This is a genomic window from Chitinophaga sp. CB10, assembly GCA_001870995.2.
Taxonomy (GTDB): Bacteria; Bacteroidota; Bacteroidia; order Chitinophagales; family Chitinophagaceae; genus Chitinophaga.
In genome coordinates, this window is the sequence record MLAV02000003.1 from 1 (window position 1) to 22,224 (window position 22,224).

The 22,224-nt window shown below is 47.8% G+C and carries 23 protein-coding genes; 18 read left to right on the plus strand and 5 right to left on the minus strand.

Features of this window, described 5'->3' with window-relative positions; genetic code table 11:
• The 11 genes from BOC67_RS05350 to BOC67_RS05400 all read left to right on the plus strand — a co-directional run.
• The coding region (locus tag BOC67_RS05350; RefSeq protein ID WP_291908090.1) for a hypothetical protein at positions 1 to 399 on the plus strand (399 nt) is incomplete at its 5' end.
• Between the two features lie 74 nt (positions 400 to 473).
• Positions 474 to 1,451, plus strand: a complete 978-nt coding sequence (locus BOC67_RS05355; RefSeq protein WP_291908092.1) for a DUF3871 family protein — start codon at positions 474 to 476, stop codon at positions 1,449 to 1,451.
• A gap of 319 nt (positions 1,452 to 1,770) precedes the next feature.
• Positions 1,771 to 2,292 carry a hypothetical protein gene (locus BOC67_RS05360; RefSeq protein ID WP_291908093.1) on the plus strand — a complete coding sequence of 174 codons (522 nt, stop codon included), beginning with the start codon at positions 1,771 to 1,773 and terminating at the stop codon, positions 2,290 to 2,292.
• A gap of 5 nt (positions 2,293 to 2,297) precedes the next feature.
• On the plus strand, positions 2,298 to 2,564 hold the full coding sequence (locus tag BOC67_RS05365) for a hypothetical protein (RefSeq protein ID WP_291908094.1): 267 nt from the start codon (positions 2,298 to 2,300) through the stop codon (positions 2,562 to 2,564).
• Positions 2,565 to 2,990: 426 nt separating this feature from the next.
• Entirely contained in the window at positions 2,991 to 3,698 is a 708-nt protein-coding gene (trmB, locus tag BOC67_RS05370; protein WP_291908095.1) for a tRNA (guanosine(46)-N7)-methyltransferase TrmB, read from the plus strand.
• Positions 3,670 to 3,867 (plus strand): DUF5522 domain-containing protein, encoded by a 198-nt coding sequence (locus BOC67_RS05375; RefSeq protein WP_291908096.1) that lies wholly within the window; start codon positions 3,670 to 3,672, stop codon positions 3,865 to 3,867. Before trmB ends, BOC67_RS05375 begins: the two co-directional genes overlap by 29 nt.
• 107 nt (positions 3,868 to 3,974) lie before the next feature.
• The gene (locus BOC67_RS05380; RefSeq protein WP_291908098.1) at positions 3,975 to 4,418 is read left to right on the plus strand and encodes an IPExxxVDY family protein; all 444 of its coding nucleotides are present in this window, start codon (positions 3,975 to 3,977) and stop codon (positions 4,416 to 4,418) included.
• A gap of 66 nt (positions 4,419 to 4,484) precedes the next feature.
• Positions 4,485 to 4,715, plus strand: a complete 231-nt coding sequence (locus BOC67_RS05385; RefSeq protein WP_291908100.1) for a 4a-hydroxytetrahydrobiopterin dehydratase — start codon at positions 4,485 to 4,487, stop codon at positions 4,713 to 4,715.
• Between the two features lie 39 nt (positions 4,716 to 4,754).
• The gene (locus BOC67_RS05390) at positions 4,755 to 6,821 is read left to right on the plus strand and encodes a histidine kinase (RefSeq protein ID WP_291908102.1); all 2,067 of its coding nucleotides are present in this window, start codon (positions 4,755 to 4,757) and stop codon (positions 6,819 to 6,821) included.
• A 30-nt stretch (positions 6,822 to 6,851) separates the two neighbouring features.
• Complete coding sequence (locus BOC67_RS05395) at positions 6,852 to 7,607, plus strand: response regulator (RefSeq protein ID WP_291908103.1); 756 nt, start codon at positions 6,852 to 6,854, stop codon at positions 7,605 to 7,607.
• A gap of 282 nt (positions 7,608 to 7,889) precedes the next feature.
• Complete coding sequence (locus BOC67_RS05400; protein ID WP_291908104.1) at positions 7,890 to 8,495, plus strand: DUF6850 family outer membrane beta-barrel protein; 606 nt, start codon at positions 7,890 to 7,892, stop codon at positions 8,493 to 8,495.
• Between the two features lie 219 nt (positions 8,496 to 8,714).
• On the opposite strand, the gene rho is transcribed toward BOC67_RS05400, so the two are convergent.
• Positions 8,715 to 10,430 (minus strand): transcription termination factor Rho, encoded by a 1,716-nt coding sequence (gene rho / locus BOC67_RS05405; RefSeq protein ID WP_367115527.1) that lies wholly within the window; start codon positions 10,428 to 10,430, stop codon positions 8,715 to 8,717.
• 395 nt (positions 10,431 to 10,825) lie between these two features.
• Here rho and asnS point away from each other — a divergent pair, with 395 nt between their 5' ends.
• The 4 genes from asnS to chrA all read left to right on the plus strand — a co-directional run bounded on the left by asnS (position 10,826) and on the right by chrA (position 15,503).
• The gene (asnS, locus tag BOC67_RS05410) at positions 10,826 to 12,265 is read left to right on the plus strand and encodes an asparagine--tRNA ligase (RefSeq protein ID WP_291908105.1); all 1,440 of its coding nucleotides are present in this window, start codon (positions 10,826 to 10,828) and stop codon (positions 12,263 to 12,265) included.
• A 142-nt stretch (positions 12,266 to 12,407) separates the two neighbouring features.
• On the plus strand, positions 12,408 to 12,923 hold the full coding sequence (locus BOC67_RS05415) for a biopolymer transporter ExbD (RefSeq protein WP_291908106.1): 516 nt from the start codon (positions 12,408 to 12,410) through the stop codon (positions 12,921 to 12,923).
• 84 nt (positions 12,924 to 13,007) lie between these two features.
• The gene (locus BOC67_RS05420) at positions 13,008 to 13,964 is read left to right on the plus strand and encodes a 2-oxoglutarate and iron-dependent oxygenase domain-containing protein (protein WP_291908107.1); all 957 of its coding nucleotides are present in this window, start codon (positions 13,008 to 13,010) and stop codon (positions 13,962 to 13,964) included.
• A gap of 345 nt (positions 13,965 to 14,309) precedes the next feature.
• Entirely contained in the window at positions 14,310 to 15,503 is a 1,194-nt protein-coding gene (chrA, locus tag BOC67_RS05425) for a chromate efflux transporter (protein WP_291908108.1), read from the plus strand.
• Here chrA and BOC67_RS05430 read toward each other — a convergent pair.
• Genes BOC67_RS05430 through BOC67_RS05440 form a run of 3 tightly spaced genes read right to left on the minus strand, consistent with a single transcriptional unit; the run spans position 15,498 to position 18,253 of the window.
• The gene (locus BOC67_RS05430; RefSeq protein WP_291908110.1) at positions 15,498 to 16,835 is read right to left on the minus strand and encodes a sigma-54 dependent transcriptional regulator; all 1,338 of its coding nucleotides are present in this window, start codon (positions 16,833 to 16,835) and stop codon (positions 15,498 to 15,500) included. The genes chrA and BOC67_RS05430 overlap by 6 nt on opposite strands.
• 42 nt (positions 16,836 to 16,877) lie before the next feature.
• Positions 16,878 to 17,477 carry a DNA polymerase ligase N-terminal domain-containing protein gene (locus BOC67_RS05435; RefSeq protein WP_291908111.1) on the minus strand — a complete coding sequence of 200 codons (600 nt, stop codon included), beginning with the start codon at positions 17,475 to 17,477 and terminating at the stop codon, positions 16,878 to 16,880.
• A complete protein-coding gene (locus BOC67_RS05440; RefSeq protein WP_291908113.1) occupies positions 17,474 to 18,253 on the minus strand; it encodes a Ku protein in 780 nt (259 codons plus the stop codon). Before BOC67_RS05440 ends, BOC67_RS05435 begins: the two co-directional genes overlap by 4 nt.
• Before the next feature lie 119 nt (positions 18,254 to 18,372).
• Here BOC67_RS05440 and BOC67_RS05445 point away from each other — a divergent pair, with 119 nt between their 5' ends.
• Entirely contained in the window at positions 18,373 to 18,720 is a 348-nt protein-coding gene (locus tag BOC67_RS05445; RefSeq protein WP_291908115.1) for a hypothetical protein, read from the plus strand.
• A gap of 112 nt (positions 18,721 to 18,832) precedes the next feature.
• Here the strand turns inward: BOC67_RS05445 and BOC67_RS05450 are convergent, their stop codons facing one another.
• Entirely contained in the window at positions 18,833 to 19,036 is a 204-nt protein-coding gene (locus BOC67_RS05450; RefSeq protein ID WP_291908116.1) for a hypothetical protein, read from the minus strand.
• A gap of 141 nt (positions 19,037 to 19,177) precedes the next feature.
• On the opposite strand from BOC67_RS05450, the gene BOC67_RS05455 reads away from it, so the two are divergent.
• Together BOC67_RS05455 and BOC67_RS05460 are read left to right on the plus strand one after the other, a co-directional pair.
• Positions 19,178 to 20,713 carry a sensor histidine kinase gene (locus tag BOC67_RS05455; RefSeq protein ID WP_291908117.1) on the plus strand — a complete coding sequence of 512 codons (1,536 nt, stop codon included), beginning with the start codon at positions 19,178 to 19,180 and terminating at the stop codon, positions 20,711 to 20,713.
• A gap of 33 nt (positions 20,714 to 20,746) precedes the next feature.
• On the plus strand, positions 20,747 to 22,213 hold the full coding sequence (locus tag BOC67_RS05460; RefSeq protein ID WP_291908119.1) for a hybrid sensor histidine kinase/response regulator: 1,467 nt from the start codon (positions 20,747 to 20,749) through the stop codon (positions 22,211 to 22,213).
• The last annotated feature ends 11 nt before the right edge of the window (positions 22,214 to 22,224 follow it).

Sequence of the window (22,224 nt, forward strand, 5' to 3'; positions counted from 1 at the left end):
GGTATCTATCTCCTTGCAAATACGCCGAGCGTTTTTATCAAGGTCTATTGCATGAGAAGCTCTAATCCTGACTGGCTTAGTTTTAGGGGAAGCTTACAAAAAGATGGTAAATTCTTTATGGTATTACAAATTCAGGGAGGTGTTGAAATGGTACAAAATGCCACAACTGGAAGATTTTATGCTACTGCAAAGAAGTGTTTTATCCCATGCACTTTTGATGAAACAACTGCTAAATCCTTGATTGGCACTCAAATCAATGGTTGTATCAAAAGAGAAGAATGTGATCCCTATCAATATACTGTTCCATCAACAGGAGAAGTGATTACTTTAGCTCATAGCTACACCTATTCTCCTGAAGAATCCTTTAATAAAACCAATCCTGTATTGGCTTTTCAATAATATTTCAAAAAGACATACCTGGCAGATTGTGATAAGCAGTCTGCCTTTTTTCATTTAATCTAACTCTACATCTTATGGTACAAGGACATGAAATTATTCACCTGGATAATCCACCACAAAGCAGTACTGATATAAGTAAAGCTGCTTTTATTGAGGCTAATACTTTCCCTTCATCTTTGGAAGAAATAGCCAGTAAACATATTATCCCTGTTTTCTCCAAGGATAATGAAAGTACAATTAGCCAGACAGATTTCATTGAAGTAACTAACCAGGCTATTTCTGACCTGTTTAATGGAGAAAAGATATTACAGCCCAACATCAGGCTTTCTCACCCCATTAAAGGAAGAATTCCAGAGGCTAAGTATAAACCTGCCAGTCAGTTGCTGGAATGGGAAAAGACCATATTTTTTGAGAGAATGGCATTTATTATAGAAGTGTCATCCATCTATGATTATATTGATGGCAATAAACTAACTCTCACTATTGGAGGTGTGAAAGCCTATAATCTTGATAATCTTTCTGGAAAGAAAGGTAATGGTGAATCCTTCAAAGTCTTTATAGGCTTCAAAAACAAGGTATGCACAAATCTCTGTGTTTGGAGTGATGGCTATATTGGAGATTTGAAAGTTAACAGTGTATCTGATCTGAAAGCAGGTATTTATCAACTCATCAATAATTACCAGTCAGTCAATCACCTCTCTATGATGAAATCACTGACTGAGTATTCTCTTACTGAGAGCCAGTTTGCCAAGGTGATTGGAAAATGTAGAATGTATCAGCATTTACCTATATCAGCCAAAGCTGAAATACCCACATTACTGATTAATGATACACAGATTAATGCAGTTTGCAGAGAATATTATAAAGACCCAAATTTCTGTAGTAGTCTGGATGGAAATATAAGCCTGTGGAGATTGTATAACCTTTTAACAGGAGCCATTAAAAGCAGCTACATTGACAATTTTGTTGATAGGTCTGTCAATGCCATCAATTTTACTTCACAAATTAAGTCTGGGTTGGACAGCCATTCCTTCAACTGGTTCTTGAATTAATAAATAATTGATTTTCAGATACTAAGCCATTCAGACCAATCTGGGTGGCTTTTCTGTTTTAAAAGTAATCAAATGACCTTACCCTACCTCCCACATTACATTAGTCCACAAGCCATTTTGGTGATCAATAAACATGGATTGATGAAAAAGCTATACTGTCCATTTGGGGTGGTAAGTAACCAGCAGATTGGGGCTATTCCTTCCTCCACCAGAATGATTGTGGAAGAAGTGCTTATCACCCTACAGGACATTTTAGTGTATATCATCAATGGGAAGCAGTATCACCACAGCAATTTTCACATTTTAATGCAATTCTGACATGAAAACACATACAGTTGAGCAGTATCAGGAATTTTTACAACATTCCCTACTTATTGACCAGACCAGGATAGTTGATAGAATACTCAATCCTGATACCTATGCAGATTACATGAATAATATTGAGAACAATGAGTATTTCAATATCAATCTATCTACAGGAAGGCTTTCTGGCACATTACATCTTATTGAAGAAATGCAGTCTGATATTGAAAATGTCTTAATCTCCAAAGAAGCCAAAGCATCAGTTACCAGCCCAGGGAATGAGCTAAATGCCCTCCAACTGGATATTAACAGGTTAAAGCATGATCTAAACCTGATAGAGAATGCTATCAGTTCCAGGAGATATATTTTCTCTTGGCTACTAGTCCCATACTGGCTTTCAAAGGAATTAACCATTATGGGGGAAGTAGTTTTTGAATGTTTGGGATCATTCTATTGGGGAATTACTTCAATTTCTGGGGAAGATGCTTTTTCCTCAGTGCTGCTGGAATTATCAAAGGAAATTAAACCATCAAACTAATTTACATGAGAAAAACATCAAATATATTGGCTAGGGTTCATTCCAGATTTATAAACCTACCCACCCAATTAAGGAAAAACATCTGTCAGGAATGTGGTTGGAGTACTCCTACCTTCTATAGAAAGATGAGAATCAAGGATAAGCCTGATCCTAATGATATTAACAATATCATCCCTTCTTTGAGTAATGCAGAGAAAGATGCTATTTTAAGGCAGGCACAGGTGTGTTTAACAAATATCAATGACTATATGAGGAGATTAAGCAAAAAGTGATCTGTGCAGGTTCTGAAAATGTATTACAGGAGAGCATCTTGATATGTATAGGTAAATGGTTATTAGTCTTATAAGAAGCACCCAAAAGTCCACCAAATGTTCACCAGTCAAAAAGAAGGAAGATAAATAGTTGATTTTCAGCTAATAAAAAAAGAGTGTGACTCCTCCTCCTACAGCTGAATTGGTTTAAAGAGTCCGTGGGTCCTGCTCACGGGCTTTTTTGCTTTCAGGCGGGGCGCCGCATCGCGAAAAGCCTTACCCGTACAGGAAAGCATACCAGCGAATGGCCGCCCCCGGCAGCCCGCCCCGTAAACAGGGAATTGTAAACGCTGCCGCGGCCCCTGCGGCATTATATCTTTCCCCCTCCCCCTATCCTGTTACAATGCTTTGCAGGAAAAACAATCAAAACTGTATTTTTGCGGCCAAATGGGACAAAAAAAATTAGAACGCTTCGCTGAAATAGAAACTTTTCCTAATGTATTGATCTATCCCGAAGGGATGCAGGGGAAATGGCACGAATTCTTTAAAAACAGCCACCCGCTTACGTTAGAACTGGCCTGCGGGAAAGGAGATTACACCGTTGGGCTGGCCCGCCTGTTCCCGGAAAGGAACTTTATGGGCGTGGACCTGAAAGGCAACCGCATCTGGAGAGGGGCGAAAACCGCGCTGGAAGAAAACCTCGGCAATGCGGCATTTCTGCGGACGCAAATCGATAAACTCAATAACTACTTTGCTCCCGGCGAAGTAGCCGAAATATGGATCACCTTCCCGGATCCGTTCCTGCGGCAGTCCAAATCCAAAAAACGGCTGACGCACCCGCGGTTCCTGGCCCTGTACCAGCCACTGCTCGCGCCCGGCGCCACCATCAACCTGAAAACGGATTCGGAAGAGCTGTACGAATTTACCAAGGAGGTGATTCAGCAGGCCGGTTGCAAACTGATAGAAAACATCCCGGATGTGTACGCGCTGCAGCCCGTGCCGGCGCTGTTGCAGATACAGACGCATTATGAGCGGTCGCACCTGGCAGATGGCCGCACCATCCGCTTCCTGAAATTCCAGCTGCCGGAAGCCCCGATGGACTGGCGTACGATTAAATTAGCCACTGATGAAGAAATCGCTGATAGAAAAAGTTGATTTCTACTATAACGGGCAGGGATATATGGTGTTTACGGAAAAATACCACCTCGAGCGCGGCTACTGCTGCGGCAACGGCTGCCGGCACTGCCCTTACAACTACGAAAAGGTGCCGGAACCCAAAAGAACGCTCCTGCTCAATAAAAGAAAAGACAACCGGCAGCCTTAACCTGCCATCTGCCGGAAGCGGCCTCCCCTGCCCGCTTCCGGCATGAAAAAATCAAAAAATAACACCCCGTTTGCATGTTTGCTTGATTTTCCCCATTATCTTTAATTATGACGATACTTAAACTGAAGCTGGATCAGGATCAACTGGTGGAGGACTTTTTTGACAGTTGCCATTTGATTGGAATAGCCTCTACTGCCCGCGATTACCAACTCTGCTGGCAGATAAACCGTCACCTCCATACCAATTTCCGGGTGAATAACTCGCTGGAGATTACCCTGTCTAAAAAAAACAGGTCCTACCATTTTCCCGTGCTGGACTTCCATGAGCCCACCAACGCCGTGGTGCATTACTGCTACAACAACCATTGCCAGGCCGAATTCCTGTTGCCTGAACTGAAGCAGATCCATTTTTTATGGATGATCAAAGGCGATTACTACCAGCTGGAAGATGTGAAAAAAATTGTGGAAGCTTTGAGGCACGTACCGCTGGTACAATTAGTATCTTTACTGGATATACGAGAGATCAAGAACAAGATGAACCTCATTTTTTAGGCAGGACATAACCAAATAATCTTAACCAGTCCACGTAGAAAAACCCTACGATAAAAATTTCCGCATATGTGGGAAGAAAAAAACAATCAGCTCTACCGGGCCTTTACATTCAAGGATTTCCGGGAAGCTTTTGCCTTTATGACCAAGGTGGCACTGACGGCTGAAAAGATGGATCACCACCCCTACTGGACGAATGTGTATAACAAGGTGGAAATCTATCTCAGCACGCACGATGCCGGCAATACCGTCACTGAAAAGGACAGGCAGCTGGCCGGCGCCATCGACCAATTATTTTAGATTATATATTCGCTATTTGTGAAGCGCATACTGCTATTGATGTTACTGTGCTGTTGCACAGCGGCTATCACCTTTGCCACCAACCGGAGCGAACTGCCCGATACCTTAACAATAGAGCCATCCGCGGCGCCTGTTGCCATTGACCTGCGCCCGTACGTGGGGTCCATCGAGGACGCTACCGGCCGCCTTACCATTGACGCGGCTACTCAGCTGCCGTTCTACCTCAATTCCCAATTGTTTCATGCGGCGCCCCGCAATAACAGCAAGCCCAATAACTGCTGGATTAAACTCAATATTAAGAACCCGGGCAGCACCAATGCCTCCTGGCTGCTGTTTACCGGCTGGCATGATTTCATGTACTGGTACGAACAGGACCCCGGCAAAGCGCCGTCCCTGCTGGTACAAACGGGGCTGATGCTGGACCGCGGCGGCGTGGAGCGATGGAATAATTACGCCTTTGTAGCCGATATCCCGGCGCATCATACCCGGACTTTTTACCTGCATATCATCAATAAATCTTTCAACGAAAATCCGTTTGAGCCTACCCTGTACAACTCCTCCGCGTTTGTGAAGTTCCAGAATGCCCAGGTGGAAGGCTACCGGCGGGAATCCGTTGTGATACTGGTTTTGCTGGGGATGCTGCTGGTGATACTGGGGATATCGATCATTAATTATATACAGCTGCCGGACAGGTCGTACCTCTACTTCGCGATTTATGTGCTGGGCCTGATTCTCTTTTTTGCATTGCGGCTGGAAAGCAAGCCATACCAGCTTTCGTTTTTCCACCGCTGGCCCATGCTGAAATACTACTGGGATATACCGGGGCTGCTGTTTTGCTTTTACCTGATGTATCTCCTTTTCGGGAATGCCTTCCTGAACCTGAAGGAGCGCTATCCCTTTATGGAACGGGTGTTTACCTGGGTGGCGGCCGTCGTGGGCGGGCTGATCCTCATCTGCATCTACCTGATAGCGGCGGAGCAGTATCATCTTCCTACCATTATATACGGGTATGTGTACTTCGGGACGCTGGTGCCGCTGCTGGCCATTTTCATAGCGCTGGCCAGGAGATCGCAGCATCATCCGCTGGTGAAATTTTTCCTCTTCGGCTCCGTATGCCTGTACCTGGCCTGTTTGGGCTCCTTCCTGATCCACGTACGCCCGTTGGGGTTAGTAGGCGCGCTGGGCGAGTTATCCGCGCCTACCATCCTGCTGATCGGCGGCATCCTGCTGCAGGCCTTCTTTGTACTGGCCGGCCTCAGCTACCGGAATAAGCTGGTGCATATGGAGCGCACCCGCACCCAGGAGATGCTGATCAAACAACTGAATAAGAACAAGGAGCTGCAACGCAAGCTGAATGAGCAGCTGGAAGAGCTGGTGAAAGAACAAACCACGGAGATACTGCGGAAAAAGCAGGAACTGGAAGAGCAGCGCAAGATCCAGCTGGAAACGGAGTATGTGAAAAAGCTCACGGAGATAGAGCTGAAGGCTATACGGGCGCAGATAAATCCGCATTTTATTTTCAACTGCCTGAACTCGATCCAGTTGTTCGTCATGCAGCGGGACTTTGAATTTGCGCAGAAGTACCTCTCTGATTTTTCTTTCCTGATCCGGAAGACGCTTGATTTTTCCCGGCGGAATTTTATCTCCCTGGCAGATGAAATAACCTATCTGAATACTTATCTTGGCCTGGAAAGAATGCGCTTTGAAAACCGGATGGAATACGAGGTGATCGTAGATCCCGAGATAGCCACCGCCGAGCTGGAAATTCCGGCGATGTTGCTGCAGCCCTATGTGGAAAACGCTGTAAAGCACGGGATGACCAACCCGAGGCAGACGCTGGGCAAGCTTTCCATCCGCTTTACGCAGATTGAGCCGGATATGCTGGAATGTATTGTAGAGGATAACGGGATTGGCATTACCCGGGCCCGGGCGCTGCGCAGCCTGCCGAAGCACCACCAGTCGTCCGGCATGGAAATCAGCCAGAACAGGGCGGACCTGCTAAACAAGATGTACAACACGGAAATACAGATTGAGGTGATCGATAAGTCGGTAGAACAGGAATGCAACAGCGGCACCCTGATCCGCATCCTGATCCCTCAACTCTAAGTGTATTCGTAAATGTTAGAATTCTCAAATATGGTAAAAGCAGTTATTATAGACGATGAGCGGAACAGCAGGGACATTATTGCACTGATGCTGGAAAAATATTGCCCGTTCGTTGAGATAGCGGCTATGGCTACCGACTGTGCAGATGGTATTGCCCGTATCCGGGAGCATCGGCCGCAGCTGGTATTCCTGGACCTGGAGATGCCGGATGGCACGGGGTTCGACATCCTGGCGGCCACGCAGGCGGAGCTGAGCTTTGAAGCTATTTTTGTAACGGCTTTTGAAAAGAAGTTTTTGCAGATTATACGTTTGAGCGAGGTGGAGTTGATACTGAAGCCGGTGGATAAGGAAAGCTTGTTGCAGGCGGTTGGTACGGTGGTGCGCCGGGTGGAGGAAAAGGTGGTTACCCGCCGCTACCAGGTGCTGATGGAGAATTTCAATTCCCAGCAACACCATCACTGGCAGGTGATCATTGCGGATAAGGATAACCAGGAGCAGGTGATTTTTTTGGGAGAGATTGAATTCTTCGAGTCGGCCGATGACCAGGCCGTTTTTTACCTGCGCGATGGACGTGCCGTTGCAGCCGCGGGCTCCTTTAGGTACTACCTGGAGTTATTTTCCGGTTTAAGATTCTATCAGTTAAATAATACCCAAATAGTGCGTTTGTCGGCAGTGGCGCGACTTTCCGGGGATGGCGCCCGGGCGGTCCTGCAAAACGGGCAAACTTTGGATATCTCGGAAAGAAGAAAAAAGGAGTTGTTAACCCGGCTTCACGGAGAGCATTAAAACAAGTTGACACAGTCAAAATACCCTACCCTATTGCATTTCCACGATTTTAAGCCGATTGTGGCAGTATGAATTAATACGAGTGCGCGAAGGATACGTAACAATTTCTTAACAAAAAAATTTGGTTGAATAGTTTTTGCCCGTACATTTGACCCGCGAAACGAAAAAGTCAAATAGTCAGACCAATATCGTATTGCAATCGACCAGAATCAGCCGCCAAGGTATGTAGAAAAAAATTAAGATAGGAAGCACAGTTTTAATGAATATTTAAATTAACGAAAGATGAAAAAGTTGATTGTAATTGCCGCAGCAGCTCTGTTCGGCACCCAGGTAGCAAAAGCGCAAATCTCCAAAGGCGATATTTTACTGGGCGGTAATGTTAATGTTATCTCCTCTTCTGAAAAAGTGAAAGATGCTGACAAGAAAAATACCAGCACTTCTTTCGGTATTAGCCCTAAAGTAGGTTATGCACTGAACAGCAACTGGGTACTGGGTGTGTTCGTAGGAACAAACTTCGGTTTCGAAAAGAATACAGCTGATGTAAAGACTAAAACGCTGGATATCAACCCTGGTATCTTTGTTCGTAACTACCACATGCTGGGTGATTCCAAATTTGCGTTCTTTGCTGAAGGTAATGCATCTTATGGCTTCGGTAACAAAAAAGTAGCGGATGTTAAAACTTACAGCTACAACAAGTTTAATGTAAACGTACAGCCAGGTATCTCTTACTTCGTAACCAAACACTTCATGGTGGAAGGTATGTTCGGTGGTATCGGTTACCAGTTCCAACAGAAGAAAGACGAAGCTACAGGTGTTAAAACTAACTTCAGCGACTTCGGTGTGCAGTTCACACAGCAGTTCTCCCTGGGTGTTAACTTCCTGTTCTAGTAGTTACCACGTGACTTTATGTGAAAATTTTATGGTAATAGGAACAGCCGTCTCGTTTGAGGCGGCTGTTTTGTTTTGGGGTGGGAGGGTTTATGGCGGGAGGCAGAGCGCATAGCATGTGGCGCGCCGGCGCGCCGCACTCCCATGATCCCTGATGATAAATAAAAAACGGCGGTGAATTACTTCACCGCCGTTTTTATTATCAATAACCTATTGATCCTATCCGTTCATAGAGATCAGGAACTCTTCGTTGTTCTTGGTTCCGCGCATATGCTGCAGCATGAAGTGCATGGACTCGTCGGTATTCATATCTGCCAGGTGGTTACGGAGGATATGGATACGTTTCAGGGAGTCTTTATCCAGCAGCAGATCATCGCGGCGGGTAGAAGATGCAGATACATCGATGGCCGGGAAGATACGTTTGTTAGCCAGCTTACGATCCAGCAGCAGCTCCATGTTACCGGTACCTTTGAACTCTTCGAAGATCACCTCGTCCATTTTGGAACCGGTGTCGATCAGCGCAGTAGCGAGGATGGTCAGTGAGCCACCGTTCTCGATTTTACGCGCCGCACCGAAGAATTGTTTAGGTTTCTGCATGGCGTTGGCTTCCACACCACCGCTCAATACCTTACCGGAGGCAGGGGCCACGGTGTTGTGCGCACGTGCCAGACGGGTGATGGAGTCAAGCAGGATCACCACATCATGACCGCATTCTACCAGGCGTTTTGCTTTCTGCAGGGCGATAGCGGAAACTTTCACGTGTTTTTCTGCCGGCTCGTCGAAGGTAGAAGCGATGACTTCTGCCTTTACGCTGCGCTCCATATCGGTCACCTCTTCCGGACGTTCGTCGATCAGTACCACCATCAGGTAAATTTCAGGATGGTTGGTAGCGATGGCGTTGGCCACTTCTTTCAGGAGCATGGTTTTACCCACTTTCGGTTGCGCTACGATCAGACCACGTTGCCCTTTACCGATTGGCGTAAACATATCCATAATACGGGTGGAGTAGTTATTGGACGTGGTGGTCAGGCGCAGTTTTTCGAAAGGAAACAGCGGGGTGAGGTAATCGAAAGGTACACGGTCGCGTACTTCTTCCGGGGATTTACCGTTGATGGTCTCCACTTTCAGGAGGGCGAAATATTTTTCACCTTCTTTCGGAGGGCGTACCGAACCTTTAACGGTATCGCCGGTTTTGAGACCGAACAATTTTATCTGGGACGGAGATACGTAGATATCATCCGGAGAACTCAGGTAGTTATAATCGGAGGAGCGGAGGAAACCATAGCCGTCAGGCATCATTTCCAGCACGCCTTCGCTAACAATCACGCCATCGAATTCGATATTGAATACGGGCTCTTTCTTGTTGCTGAATTTATTCTTCTGCGCTGCAGGCGCGATTGTATCAGGTTCTTCAGGCATCACGAAATCATCATCCTCATCCTGTAATTCTTCCTCTTCTTCTTCCGCAACCGGCGCCGGTATTACTTCTTCCTCTTCTTCCTGCATATCTTCCGTGAACGAAGGAATGATGATATCATCATCGTCATCGAAGGTGAGGGAAGGAATGCTGTCGAGGTCTATATCAAAGTTTTTAATTTTCGGTTTCGGAGCGGGTTCGGAGTTATCTTCGGTTTCCTTGCTTTTGCCTGTAGTGGCCTTTTTCGCTGGTTTCTTTGCTGCAGGTTTTTCTTCAGTATGGTGAGGTTCTTCAGCTACGTGCTCTTCTTCTTTTTTTACTGGTTTACGTTTGCGTGCTTTTTTCTCTTCTCCGTTTGCTGGGTTATCTGCAGAAGCCATTACAGCTTGTTTATCAAGAATCTTGTAGATAAGGTCTTGTTTGTTCAGTTTTTTTGCGTTTGGAACGTCCAGTTTCTCTGCTATGTCAAGCAGTTCTGGAACGAGCATGTCGTTCAATTGTAAGATGTCGTACATCATCGGAATTGTCAAATTTTAGAAGTCATGTGAGGCGGGTACCACTGCATACCAACACGCACCAATTACAAATAATTGTTTTGAGTCAATAAATTTAATTTGATTATTAAATTTGATAGGGAATGTTGAGTTCAGGAACTGCTGATGAAGGTGGTAATTTTGGACTTAATCAGACAGATTATACCGCAAGATTAAAACAACTTTCATAATTATCCAAAAAAATTTGCCCCCTGTTAGCCTCTCCTTTCCTTGTTGCCGCTAGATTGCAGCCATTTTAAGTGCTTTTTTAACATTTCCTTGGGAAAAGCCGCCTTGCATTTCCGGCGCTAATTGCAGGTAACCGGGTTATGCACTATGGAGAATTCCGCTTATTTTTGCACTCCTAAAATTTATTTATTATGAGCCAAAGGGTAAAAGTTAAACAGATCCTGGCAGACGACAGGACTAACTATGAAGTTACAGTAAAGGGTTGGGTGCGGTCTTTCCGCAACAATCAGTTTATAGCTTTAAATGACGGCTCTACCAATAATAATCTGCAAGTAGTAATAGATACCGAGCATACAGACCCTGCCACGCTGAAGCGCATCACCACCGGCGCTGCTATCAGCGCAGTGGGCGAAATAATTCCTTCCCTGGGCAAAGGCCAGCGGGTAGAGCTGAAAGCCGCATCCCTGACCATCCTGGGCGATTGCGATCCGGAAAAATATCCGCTGCAGCTCAAAAACAGGCCCAGCCTCGAATACCTGCGCGAAATCGCACACCTACGTTTCCGCACCAACACATTCGGCGCTATCTTTCGCCTGCGCAGCTCCCTGGCGTTTGCCGTACATCAGTTCTTCCGGGAAAAAGGCTTTGTGTACCTCCACACGCCTATCATCACCGCTTCCGACGCAGAGGGCGCCGGCGAAATGTTCCGCGTAACCACGCTGGACTTAAACCAGCCGCCACGCACTGAAAGCGGGGAAATCGACTATAAGGAAGACTTCTTTGGCCGCTCTACCAACCTCACCGTTTCCGGCCAGCTGGAAGGTGAACTGGGCGCTATGGCACTGGGCGATATCTATACGTTCGGACCTACCTTCCGCGCCGAAAACTCCAACACCGCCCGCCACCTGGCTGAGTTCTGGATGATTGAGCCGGAAATGGCCTTCTATGAACTGGAAGATAACATGAACCTCGCGGAAGAGTTTATCAAGTTCGTGATCCGTTACGCGCTGGAACATAACCGGGAAGATCTCGAGTTCCTCGCTACCCGCCTCGCCGAAGAAGAGAAAACAAAACCGCAGGCAGAACGCTCCGAAATGGGCCTCATCGAAAAACTGGAATTCGTTGTCAACAACGAGTTTATGCGCCTGACCTATACGGAAGCGATCAGCATCCTGAAAGATAGCAAACCTAACAAAAACAAGAAATTCCAATACCTCATCGAAGGCTGGGGCGCCGACCTCCAGAGCGAACACGAACGCTACCTCGTGGAAAAACACTTTAAGAAACCGGTGATCCTTACCGACTATCCGAAAGAGATCAAGTCCTTCTACATGAAGCTGAACGAAGACGGTAAGACGGTGAGAGCGATGGATATCCTCTTCCCCGGCATCGGCGAAATTGTAGGCGGCAGCCAGCGCGAAGAAAACTACGAGAAACTGGTGGCACGCATGGAAGAAATGCATGTGCCGGTAGAAGAACTCAGCTGGTTCCTGGATACCCGCCGCTTCGGTACTGCCCCGCACTCCGGCTTCGGACTGGGCTTTGAGCGACTGGTACTCTTCGTGTCCGGTATGACCAACATCAGGGACGTGATTCCTTTCCCACGTACGCCGAAGAACGCAGAGTTCTAGTAGTGGACGCATATAATATTCCTCAACTCCCGCACACCGCGGGAGTTTTTTTTTGCCCCCTATGTATGGAATCTCCGCCACATCGCATCTTACTGATGAAGGCGCTTTCAACCATTTTTCGTTTATACTAAACTGTTATACAATGGCTGAAATTAACACTACATCCGGCAACCGGCGCGATGGCAAAAGAAGAAGCATTAAAAAATCTACCCGCGTGGACATGACGCCCATGGTGGATCTTGGCTTCCTGCTGATCACCTTTTTCATGCTGACAACCACCATGGCACAGCCCAGAAACCTGCAGCTCCTCATGCCCCGGGAAGATGGCGAACCCATGAAGCTGGGGGAATCAAAGGCCTTAACGGTCATCCTTGGCCCCAATAACCAGGTGGCCTGGTACGAAGGCACGGACGCCAACCCGGAAATACGCCGGTCCTCTTTCGCCAATAAAAACGGCATCCGGGATATAGTTATCAACAAGAAAGCGGCGGTCATGGAAAAGTACCATTCCAACGAACTGATGGTACTCATCAAGGCCGATAAAGGCGCCAGCTATAAAAACCTGGTGGACATCATGGATGAAATGCTGATCAATAAGATTGACCGCTACGCCGTTACCGACATTACTCCGCAGGAAACTGCCTGGTTCAATAAATAGCCATATTACCGGCCCCGCCAATCCCGGGGCCGGATTCCATGTGGTAAGGATTTGCTACCTTTACCACTCCAAAACAATAGCAATATGGCAATTACCCACTCCATTCCCTCCGTGGACCTCGCGGACTTTACGTCAGGCGACGCCAGTCGCAAGGCTGCCTTTGTACAGCAACTGGGCAAAGCTTATGAAGAAGTAGGATTTGTGGCCGTTAAAAACCACGGCATTCCTGATGATCTGATCGCTGACCTGTACAAATACGTGCAGGAGTTTTTTAAACTCCCGTTCGATATAAAACACAAATACGAAATTCCTGAACTGGCCGGCCAGAGAGGCTATACCAGCTTCGGGAAGGAACATGCGAAAGGCTACGAAGCGCCGGACCTGAAGGAGTTCTTCCAGTTCGGGCAAACAGTGGAGGATAACGACCCTACCGTGGAACATTACCCGCCTAACGTACAGGTAGACGAAGTGCCGGCATTTACGCCCACCTTCTTCAAAGCCTACCGCGGCTTCGAGCAGTCCGGCCGCTACCTGCTGCAGGCTATTGCGCTCTACCTCGGCCTGGATGAGCATTATTTCGACGATAAAATCCACAATGGCAACTCCATCCTGCGAGCCATCCACTACCCTCCTATTAAAGAAGAACCTAAATCAGCCATCAGGGCCGAACAGCATGAGGATATCAACCTGATCACCCTGCTGGTGGGCGCTTCTGCCGACGGCCTGCAGATCCTCGATAAACAAAACAACTGGGTACCGGTTACCTCGCTGCCGGAGCAGATCGTGGTAAACGTGGGCGATATGCTCCAACGGTTGACCAACAATAAACTGAAATCCACCACGCACCGCGTAGTAAATCCGCCACGCGAACTGTGGGGCACTTCCCGTTACTCCATCCCCTTCTTCCTGCATCCTAAATCAGACATGAAGCTGGATAGCCTGGAGAGCTGCGTTACCAAAGAAAATCCGCTTGCCTACGAACCCATCACAGCGGGCGAATACCTGGATGAACGCCTCCGCGAAATCGGTCTGAAAAAATAATCTGCAAGTAGCAATAAAACTTAAAGCCCCGGAAAGTGTGTACCTTCCGGGACTTTAAGCTTGCATATCTGAAGAGTTATTACTGTCCAGACGATGGTTTTTCGAACATTCGATATGGTTATTATTGAGAGCAGGTTAACTGCCCATAATTACGAGGCTACACGGCTACAGATGCAAATGCACACAACGGATAAAAGGCCATAACACAATACAATGTGCTGGATATTACAAGTACCGTGCCTGTAATAACCCGCTACTTTGGAATAATTAGCAACACTGTTGTATTTTGTGGTATTTTAACGGTGTTAATTGTATCACAAAGGCTAACCACCCTTAACTAAAACTGTGATTCTACGTCATATTCCATTCCTGAAAGCAGTACTCCTGCATAGTCTTACTGCCTATGGCGGCCCCCAGGGTCATCTGGCAATGATGATGAAAACATTTGTTCAGCAACGTAAAGATGTTACTGAACAGGAACTGATGGAATATAACGCCTTCTGCCAGCTGCTGCCGGGCGCATCGTCTTCCCAAACCCTTACCCTGATTGGTTATAAACGCGGGGGCGTACTGCTGGCCATTATCACCCTGCTGATATGGATCACGCCGGCCTGCCTGCTGATGGGCTCCCTCAGCTTTTTGCTGCAATATTTCGATAAAAAGGCCCTCCATACGGATATCTTCATTTACGTACAGCCGATGGCGGTAGGCTTCCTGGCCTATGGCAGTATCAAGGCATTCAGGATCAGTATTAAAAACACGGCTACCTGCTGCATCATGATGGGGTCCGTGCTGGTGGCCTTCTTCCTGAAATCGCCCTGGACCTTCCCCGCCCTGATCATAGGTGGCGGCATTGTGACCAACTTCAGCAACAAGCGTATCCCCGATATAGCGGAAAAGCCCAAAAAGATCCAATGGGGCAACATCTGGCTGTTTGTACTATTATTCATACTGGCGGGTTTTATGTCTGAGGTGGCCCGTACGCACGACTGGATCACCCGCCGGCCGTTCAACCTTTTTGAGAACTTTTATCGTTTCGGCAGCCTGGTATTCGGCGGAGGGGATATCCTCATTGCCATGATGCTGGAACAGTACGTATTCCGGGCCAAAACCCAGTTCCTGACGGCCGAAGAGCTGCTGACGGGAGCAGGGATCATGCGCGCCCTGCCCGGCCCTACCTTCTCCATATCTGCTTATGTAGGAGGCATGGCCATGCGCAACCTGGGCATGGGTTACCAGTTCCTGGGCTGTATCCTGGCGCCGGTGGCCATCTTCCTCCCCAGCTTGTTACTGGTCCTCTTCTTCTTCCCCATCTGGCACAACCTGAAAAAATATGTGATCATTTACAGGGCGCTGGAAGGCATCAACGCCGTGGTAGTGGGCATTATGTGGGCGGCCACCTTTATCCTCTTCTTTGCAATCCCCGTATCGCCGGTGAATATCCTCGTGATGGTATCCACCCTGGCCCTGCTGCTGTTCAGCAAGCTCCCTTCCCCGGTAATTGTACTCACCTGTGTATTGCTGGGGTGGTTGTTATAGGGAGATGTTATATTCCTTGATTTTATTGTACAACGTAGTTAGACCGATGTCCAGTAATTCGGCTGCCTTTGTTTTATTGCCTTTGACATGAGCCAGTACCCGGGAAATGTGGTACTTCTCTACCTCCGCAAGGCGCATGGAGGCAGGCGCCGCGGCATCCTGGCGGAAGTCGAACGGCAGCGCGTTCACATCCAGTGTATCGGTATCCGTTAGTATGGCTGCCCTTTCGATCACGTTTTTAAGTTCACGGATATTTCCCTTCCAGGAATGTTGCTGCAAAGCCTGCAGGAAAGCCGGCGTCATGCCGCTGAGGCGCTTGTTAAGTTTAGGCGCCACCTGGTCCAGGAAGAAGGCCGCCAGCAGCGGAATATCCTTTTTACGTTCGTTAAGGGAGGGCAGTACTATCTGGAAGGCGCTGAGGCGGTAAAACAGGTCCGACCGGAAATGGCCTGCCTCTATCTCTTTTTCGAGGTGACGGTTCGTAGCGGCAATGACCCGTACATCCGTTTTAGTGGGCCTGGACTCCCCGACTTTATAAAACTCCTGCACTTCCAGCACACGCAGCATTTTGGCCTGAAGCTCCACCGGCATCTCCCCTATTTCATCCAAAAAGATGGTACCTCCCCTGGCCTCTTCAAAAAAGCCTTTCTTGTCCTTTACCGCACCGGTAAATGCGCCGGCTACATGGCCAAACAGTTCGCTTTCCAGGATATCCTTGCCGAAAGCGCTGCAGTTGACGGCCACAAAGGGCTGCTGGTTACGGCTGCTGGCCTGGTGAATAGCCTGGGCAAAAACCTCCTTGCCGGAACCCGTTTCCCCCAGGAGGAGGACGGTAAGGTCCGTCATGGCTACCTTCCGCGCCAGGGCTACAGCGGCATTGATTTCCTCGCTGTTGCCAAGGATGGTATCGAAGCTGTATTTGCCGTTTAATTTTTTTTCCAGATCGCGGACGCGGTATTGCAGCACCGCTTTGTCCATCGCTTTGCTCACCAGGGGGAGGACGCGGTTGTTATCGTCGCCTTTGGTGATATAGTCGAAAGCGCCGTTTTTAATGGCCTGTACCCCATCGGCAATATTGCCATAGGCGGTGAGTACTATGATCTCAGTTTGTGGATACTTACTGCGGATGGTTTGCACTAATTCCACACCGTTACCGTCCGGCAGCTTTACATCAGAGAGGATCACCTGGACCTCCTCTTTTTCGAGCAGTTTCAGCGCTGTACGCACGTTGGGAGCTTCGTGCATGGTATAACCTTCCAGTGCCAGCAGCCTGCTCATCAGCTTGCGCAGCTGGTCTTCATCATCGATAATAAGAATGTGACCCTTAGCCATAACCCTGCAAAGATAGCAGAAAGGCAAACGCGCTACGCAGTCTTATTTTTTAGCCCTGGCAGCGGCTTTTTTGGGGAGGGGTTTATATTTCTCTCCCTGGTCTTTCACACGTTGTGGCGTATAGTCCTCACTGTTATACCCGTCCACCGCGTATTTGTCGTTATGCTTGATAAGCAGCCAGGCATTGGACTCCGCCGTCTTCATTTTCACGAGGGCAAATTCGCCTTTCAGCTTTTTGCCTTTCATGACAATTTTGAGGTTACCGGCTTTGATTTCCCGTAATGCCTGCTTGTCGAAATTTTTCCCCTCATCGTTGAGGAGGGTGTAGGTGCCTTTATCCCAGATGTACACACTGCCTGCGCCGTAGTTCCCCTCGGGGATGACGCCCTGGAAGTCTTTATAATCATACGGATGATCTTCCACCTCCATCGCCAGGCGCTTATCCGCCGGGTTGAGGGACGGCCCTTTGGGGACGGCCCAGCTTTTAAGCACTCCGTCTACCTCCAGGCGGAAGTCATAATGCAGCCGGGAAGCCTGGTGGCGCTGGACCACAAAAATATGCTTACCCGCTTCGGGCTTACCGGACTGGGGTTCCGTCGTTTCTTTGAAATTTCGTTTAGCCTTGTACTTTGTAAGCGTCATGATACTTTCTTTTTACCTGATTTACCCAAACTGGCCTTGAGCTGGTCAAAGAGATCGCTACTCTTGGTATGTACCACACGCAGCTTTTTGACCACCGGCTTTTTACCACTGGCTTTGGCCTTGATGATTTTCATCAGCTCGGCGCTGTACTGGTCCTTATACGCGGTGATGTCAAACTTCTCCGTGTATTCCTTCACCAGTGCGGCCGCCATGTCCAGTTCCTTTTTCTGCAGCTTTACGCCTTTAGGCAGGTTCAGGTCTTCGGCGGACCTCAGTTCTTCTTCAAAACGCAGCTGTTGTAACAGCAGGTAGTTTTCCCGGGGGCGTATGACGGCCAGGTGTTCCGCCGTACGCAGCACAAAGCTGCTTAGCCCTGCTTTCTTCGTTTTTTCAAGGGTTTGCCGGAGCAGTTCATAAGCCTTCTCCCCTCCTTTAGCCGGCTCAATGAAATAGGGCGACTCGAAGTAGATGTCGTCAATCTCGCTTTCTTCCACAAAGGAAGATATTTCGATCACCTTACTTTTTTTAGGGCTGGCCGCCTCAAAGTCTTCATCTTCCAGTACAACATATTCATCGTTGTACAGGTAGCCTTTCACAATTTGTTCCCAGGGAACCTCCTTACCTGTGTCTTCATTTACACGCTTGTACCGGATATGCCCCATATTTTTGCTGTCCAGCATATCCAGGCTGATATGGCTATCCTGTGTGGCGCTGTATAGCTTCACCGGTATGTTTACCAGTCCGAATCCGATGGCGCCTGACCAGATTGCTCTCATAACTAAAGGTTTTTGGTTATAGTTAACTAACACACAAATAGTACCATGTGTTGTATAAGTCCAACGAATGGGTGCGGCATAACTTTTGGATTTTTAAGGATAACCAAAAACCCTTTTTTATGGAAAAGCCAGGCGAAATGACAACACTGACAAGAGTAATGGAAAAATTGCGTGAGAGAGGCTTTGATCATGAATTGAAACTCAGCGACCATGGCCGCATGCAAAATCCGGAATCTAAAAAGATATATAATCCGGAAGATCTGTTAATTGTCAAAACATATCGATTTGAAGGTGACTCCGACCCTTCCGACTCTTCCGTGCTGTATGTACTGGAAGATAAAGACGGGGATAAAAGCTTCGTACTGGACGCCTATGGCGCTTATAGCGACCATGCCGGTTCAGGCTTTGATGAATTCATACAAAAAATTCCTGTCGAGGACAGGGATGAACAGTTGTTATTTGGATAAGGTAAGGGAGCAAAGTCCCTTACATCATCTTTCGTTAAAGTATAAGGGGCAAAGCAGCAGGAACCTGTTATCCTTGCTGCTTTGCCCCTTATACTGCTTTGCTTAAGCAAAATCAATGCGTCTGCGGATCAGCAGGCTGATGTGGCGTCTGCCGGTCCGGGATCTCTTGTGGAATAGGCCTTATTTCAGGCTTATCCGGCGGAGGCTGCATGGGAGTGGGCTCGTGTTTTCCTGGCTCCTGCCTGTCCGGAGCCGGTTTATCCGGCTGAGGAGGAATTGGTTCCCTGTTCCTGTCTGGATTTGGATTATTTGCCATAGCTTACAGTTTAAAGGTGAACATATATTATTGAAAAATCAAAGTTCGTTCCAGCACAGTTAGTCTGCCCTCAACATCAGAACCCGCCATGGTTGTAGAAATTTACGTTCCAACCGTGGAAATTGTTGCTCAATATCTGCCATGAAAACAAATGACAGCCTGCCAAAAATTCCGGGAGATATAGTATCTTCAAATGCCGTTGCAGTAAACAACAAAGACGATATGCATTTTTCCGTACACAAGAAAATACAGATTGGTTTTTTCATTGCGTTTACAGTTATCGTGACAGCGTCGATTTTCTCCTATCTTGTTGCAAAAAACCTCCTGGATAACGCTGCCAGGCTTAACCACGCTATTGAAGTCTCCAAACGACTGGAAGTCATCACCAAACAGGTGAAGGAGGCTGAGGCCGCTATACGCGGCTTCAAGCTCACTAAAGACAGTTCCTTCCTCGATCCTTCCATGAAAGACAGAAGCCTCCGCATTGAGAAGGAATACCAGATGTTACGGAAAGTAACCGCTGACAGCAAAATACAACAGCTGCACCTGGATACCCTCCGCCAGCTCCTTTCCCTCAAATACGAACAGCTCCTGGGCAGTAATGCCGAAGCGGTGATGAGCCGGGAGGAGAAAGCCACCGTGCTCGCCGGCGAAGGCGTGATGGACCGTATTGACCATACCGTGCGGGAAATGATACATATTGAGGAAAGCCAGGTGCATGAAAAATCAGAACTCTTTAATTTTTTCTCCGGGCTGTGGGTACCCATGATCTTCATCTCCTCGCTGGTAGCCATTACCATCGGCATCTATTCGTACATCACCCTCACCAAGGAAGTAAGGCTGCAACATCATATTGAGTCCAAACTGAAATCTTACCAAAGGGATTTACAACAAAATATTTCCCTGTTAAATAAGACCAACCAGGAGCTCGAACAATTCGCCTATGTGGCTTCCCACGATTTGCAGGAGCCGCTGCGAAAAATTTCCACGTTCTCCGACAGGCTGCAGGTTAAATACAAAGAGCACCTGCCGGCTGATGCCAGCGAGCTGATAGACCGCATGGTGGCAGCCGTATCACGCATGCGGATCCTGATCAACGACCTGCTCACCTTTTCCAGGGCCGGCCGTATTGTGCCGGAAAGCATTGTGCCGGTCAACATGGATGAACTGCTGCAGGAAGTGATCAGCGACCTGGAAATCACCCTGGAAGAGAAAAACGCAGTCATCCATGTGGATGAACTGCCGGTGATAGAAGGTAACCCTACCGCTTTCCACCAGCTGTTTCAGAACCTGATCGCCAATGCGATTAAATTTTCCCAGCCGGAGCGGCAACTGCATATAAACGTCCACAATGAGGTGGTGTCCGGTGAGGACCTGGGCTTCGTCAAGGAAAATCACTGGCAGGAACAATATTGCAGGATAAGGATTGAGGATAACGGGATAGGTTTTGACCAGACCTATGCCGAACGTATCTTCCTCATCTTCCAGCGCCTCCACGGCATCAGTGAATACAGCGGAACCGGCATCGGGCTTGCCATCTGCAAGAAAATAGTAGATAGTCACCATGGCTTTATCATGGCAAACGGTTACCCCGACAAAGGCGCCACATTTACGGTGATCCTCCCCCTGATCCAGCAGCTAAAAAGTGAAGAATTTGCCGAGCAACATAAAGCTTAGCATCGTTCTTGCTGTGAACCTGCATGTTATTAAATGCCTGAAATATTACCTGCTACCGCGATGAGTGAGTTTCCTGTTAACATACTTATGATTGACGATGATGAGGATGATTTCTTTCTAGTCAATGAATTATTACACGACATCTCTCCCGGCCAGTACAAGCTGGAATGGGCGCCTACGTTTGATAAAGGGAAGGCAGCCATAAACCGGAGAGCCCATGATGTTTACCTGGTAGACTACCGGCTGGGCCCTTTTACCGGGCTGGATATTCTCCACTACTTCCAGGAGCTGGACTTCCAGGCGCCGGTGATCATGCTTACCGGTAAAGGCGATTACGCGATCGACCGGGAAGCCATGCAGGCCGGAGCTTACGACTACCTTGTAAAAGGAGATATCACGGCCGACCTGCTGGAAAGAAGTATCCGTTATGCGCTCGATGAATACAGCCACCTGCGCACCATTGAAGAAAGTGAGAAAAAGTACTTTGGTATTTTTGAAAAAGCACATGACCTTATACTCCTTGCCGACTGCAATAAAAACATCATCGACGCCAATCCCGCCGCGCTTAAAACGCTTAAATACCGTAAAGAAGAATTGCTAAACAAGCACCTTCGCGACCTTTTTGCGAACAAGGAGCAGAGCGACAATTTCATTGAACATATTTGCGAGGAGGGCGAAGCATCCAGGGAATACGATTTCAAAACCAGCGATAATCAAAAGCTGGTTGTGCAGATAAACGCGGTCATGCTGGATGAGGCGGCGCAGATATTCCTCTGTGTAATACAGGATATCACCGAACGGAAACGGGAAGAGCAGGAAAAACAACACCAGGAAAAATTCGTAATCACCGGCCGCATCGCCCGGGTAATTGCGCACGAAGTCCGCAACCCGCTGACCAATATACTCCTTGCCGTTAGCCAGTTTAAGGACGATCCCGCTGTAGCTGCCAGTGAAGATGCCATGCTGTACACCGATATAATTGAGAGAAATTGTACCCGCATCAACCAACTGATCACGGAACTGCTGCACAGCACCCGTATGATGGAACTGCATGCATCGGCAGTGAGCCTTGACAGGCTGTTGAATAATACCCTGGCGCTTTCCAGGGATCGAATGAAGCTCAATGAAATCAGCCTGGAACTGCAGCTGGAAAATGAAACCATCAAGGTAGTTGCTGATGAAGAGAAAGTAGTGATCGCATTCCTGAACATTGTGATCAATGCGATTGAGGCTATGACGCCGGGCAAAGGCGTGCTTACCATTTCCACCAAACGGATACACGATAAGGCGGTGATAAAAATTTCAGACAACGGGCCCGGTATCCCGGAAGAGCAGCAGGGGCGCTTGTTTGATCCCTTTTACACGAGCAAAGCCAAAGGCACCGGTTTGGGTTTGACGAGTACCCAGAATATCCTGCTCAATCACAAAGGCACCATTCACGTAGAAAGTGAAATGGGTAAAGGAACAGCTTTCACTATTACTTTACCCATTGCGCCATAAAACCTGCGTAC

Coding starts and splice junctions, on each gene's coding strand:
- asnS (WP_291908105.1), top strand. CDS start 10,826: ATGAGCCAAAGGGTAAAAGTTAAACAGATCCTGGCAGACGACAGGACT.
- BOC67_RS05380 (WP_291908098.1), top strand. CDS start 3,975: ATGACGATACTTAAACTGAAGCTGGATCAGGATCAACTGGTGGAGGAC.
- BOC67_RS05435 (WP_291908111.1), bottom strand. CDS start 17,477: ATGACGCTTACAAAGTACAAGGCTAAACGAAATTTCAAAGAAACGACG.
- BOC67_RS05440 (WP_291908113.1), bottom strand. CDS start 18,253: ATGAGAGCAATCTGGTCAGGCGCCATCGGATTCGGACTGGTAAACATA.
- BOC67_RS05420 (WP_291908107.1), top strand. CDS start 13,008: ATGGCAATTACCCACTCCATTCCCTCCGTGGACCTCGCGGACTTTACG.
- BOC67_RS05360 (WP_291908093.1), top strand. CDS start 1,771: ATGAAAACACATACAGTTGAGCAGTATCAGGAATTTTTACAACATTCC.
- BOC67_RS05400 (WP_291908104.1), top strand. CDS start 7,890: ATGAAAAAGTTGATTGTAATTGCCGCAGCAGCTCTGTTCGGCACCCAG.
- BOC67_RS05395 (WP_291908103.1), top strand. CDS start 6,852: ATGGTAAAAGCAGTTATTATAGACGATGAGCGGAACAGCAGGGACATT.
- BOC67_RS05455 (WP_291908117.1), top strand. CDS start 19,178: ATGAAAACAAATGACAGCCTGCCAAAAATTCCGGGAGATATAGTATCT.
- BOC67_RS05450 (WP_291908116.1), bottom strand. CDS start 19,036: ATGGCAAATAATCCAAATCCAGACAGGAACAGGGAACCAATTCCTCCT.
- BOC67_RS05385 (WP_291908100.1), top strand. CDS start 4,485: ATGTGGGAAGAAAAAAACAATCAGCTCTACCGGGCCTTTACATTCAAG.
- trmB (WP_291908095.1), top strand. CDS start 2,991: ATGGGACAAAAAAAATTAGAACGCTTCGCTGAAATAGAAACTTTTCCT.
- BOC67_RS05430 (WP_291908110.1), bottom strand. CDS start 16,835: ATGGCTAAGGGTCACATTCTTATTATCGATGATGAAGACCAGCTGCGC.
- rho (WP_367115527.1), bottom strand. CDS start 10,430: ATGATGTACGACATCTTACAATTGAACGACATGCTCGTTCCAGAACTG.
- BOC67_RS05390 (WP_291908102.1), top strand. CDS start 4,755: ATGTTACTGTGCTGTTGCACAGCGGCTATCACCTTTGCCACCAACCGG.
- BOC67_RS05375 (WP_291908096.1), top strand. CDS start 3,670: ATGAAGAAATCGCTGATAGAAAAAGTTGATTTCTACTATAACGGGCAG.
- BOC67_RS05460 (WP_291908119.1), top strand. CDS start 20,747: ATGCCTGAAATATTACCTGCTACCGCGATGAGTGAGTTTCCTGTTAAC.
- BOC67_RS05415 (WP_291908106.1), top strand. CDS start 12,408: ATGGCTGAAATTAACACTACATCCGGCAACCGGCGCGATGGCAAAAGA.
- BOC67_RS05365 (WP_291908094.1), top strand. CDS start 2,298: ATGAGAAAAACATCAAATATATTGGCTAGGGTTCATTCCAGATTTATA.
- BOC67_RS05355 (WP_291908092.1), top strand. CDS start 474: ATGGTACAAGGACATGAAATTATTCACCTGGATAATCCACCACAAAGC.
- BOC67_RS05445 (WP_291908115.1), top strand. CDS start 18,373: ATGGAAAAGCCAGGCGAAATGACAACACTGACAAGAGTAATGGAAAAA.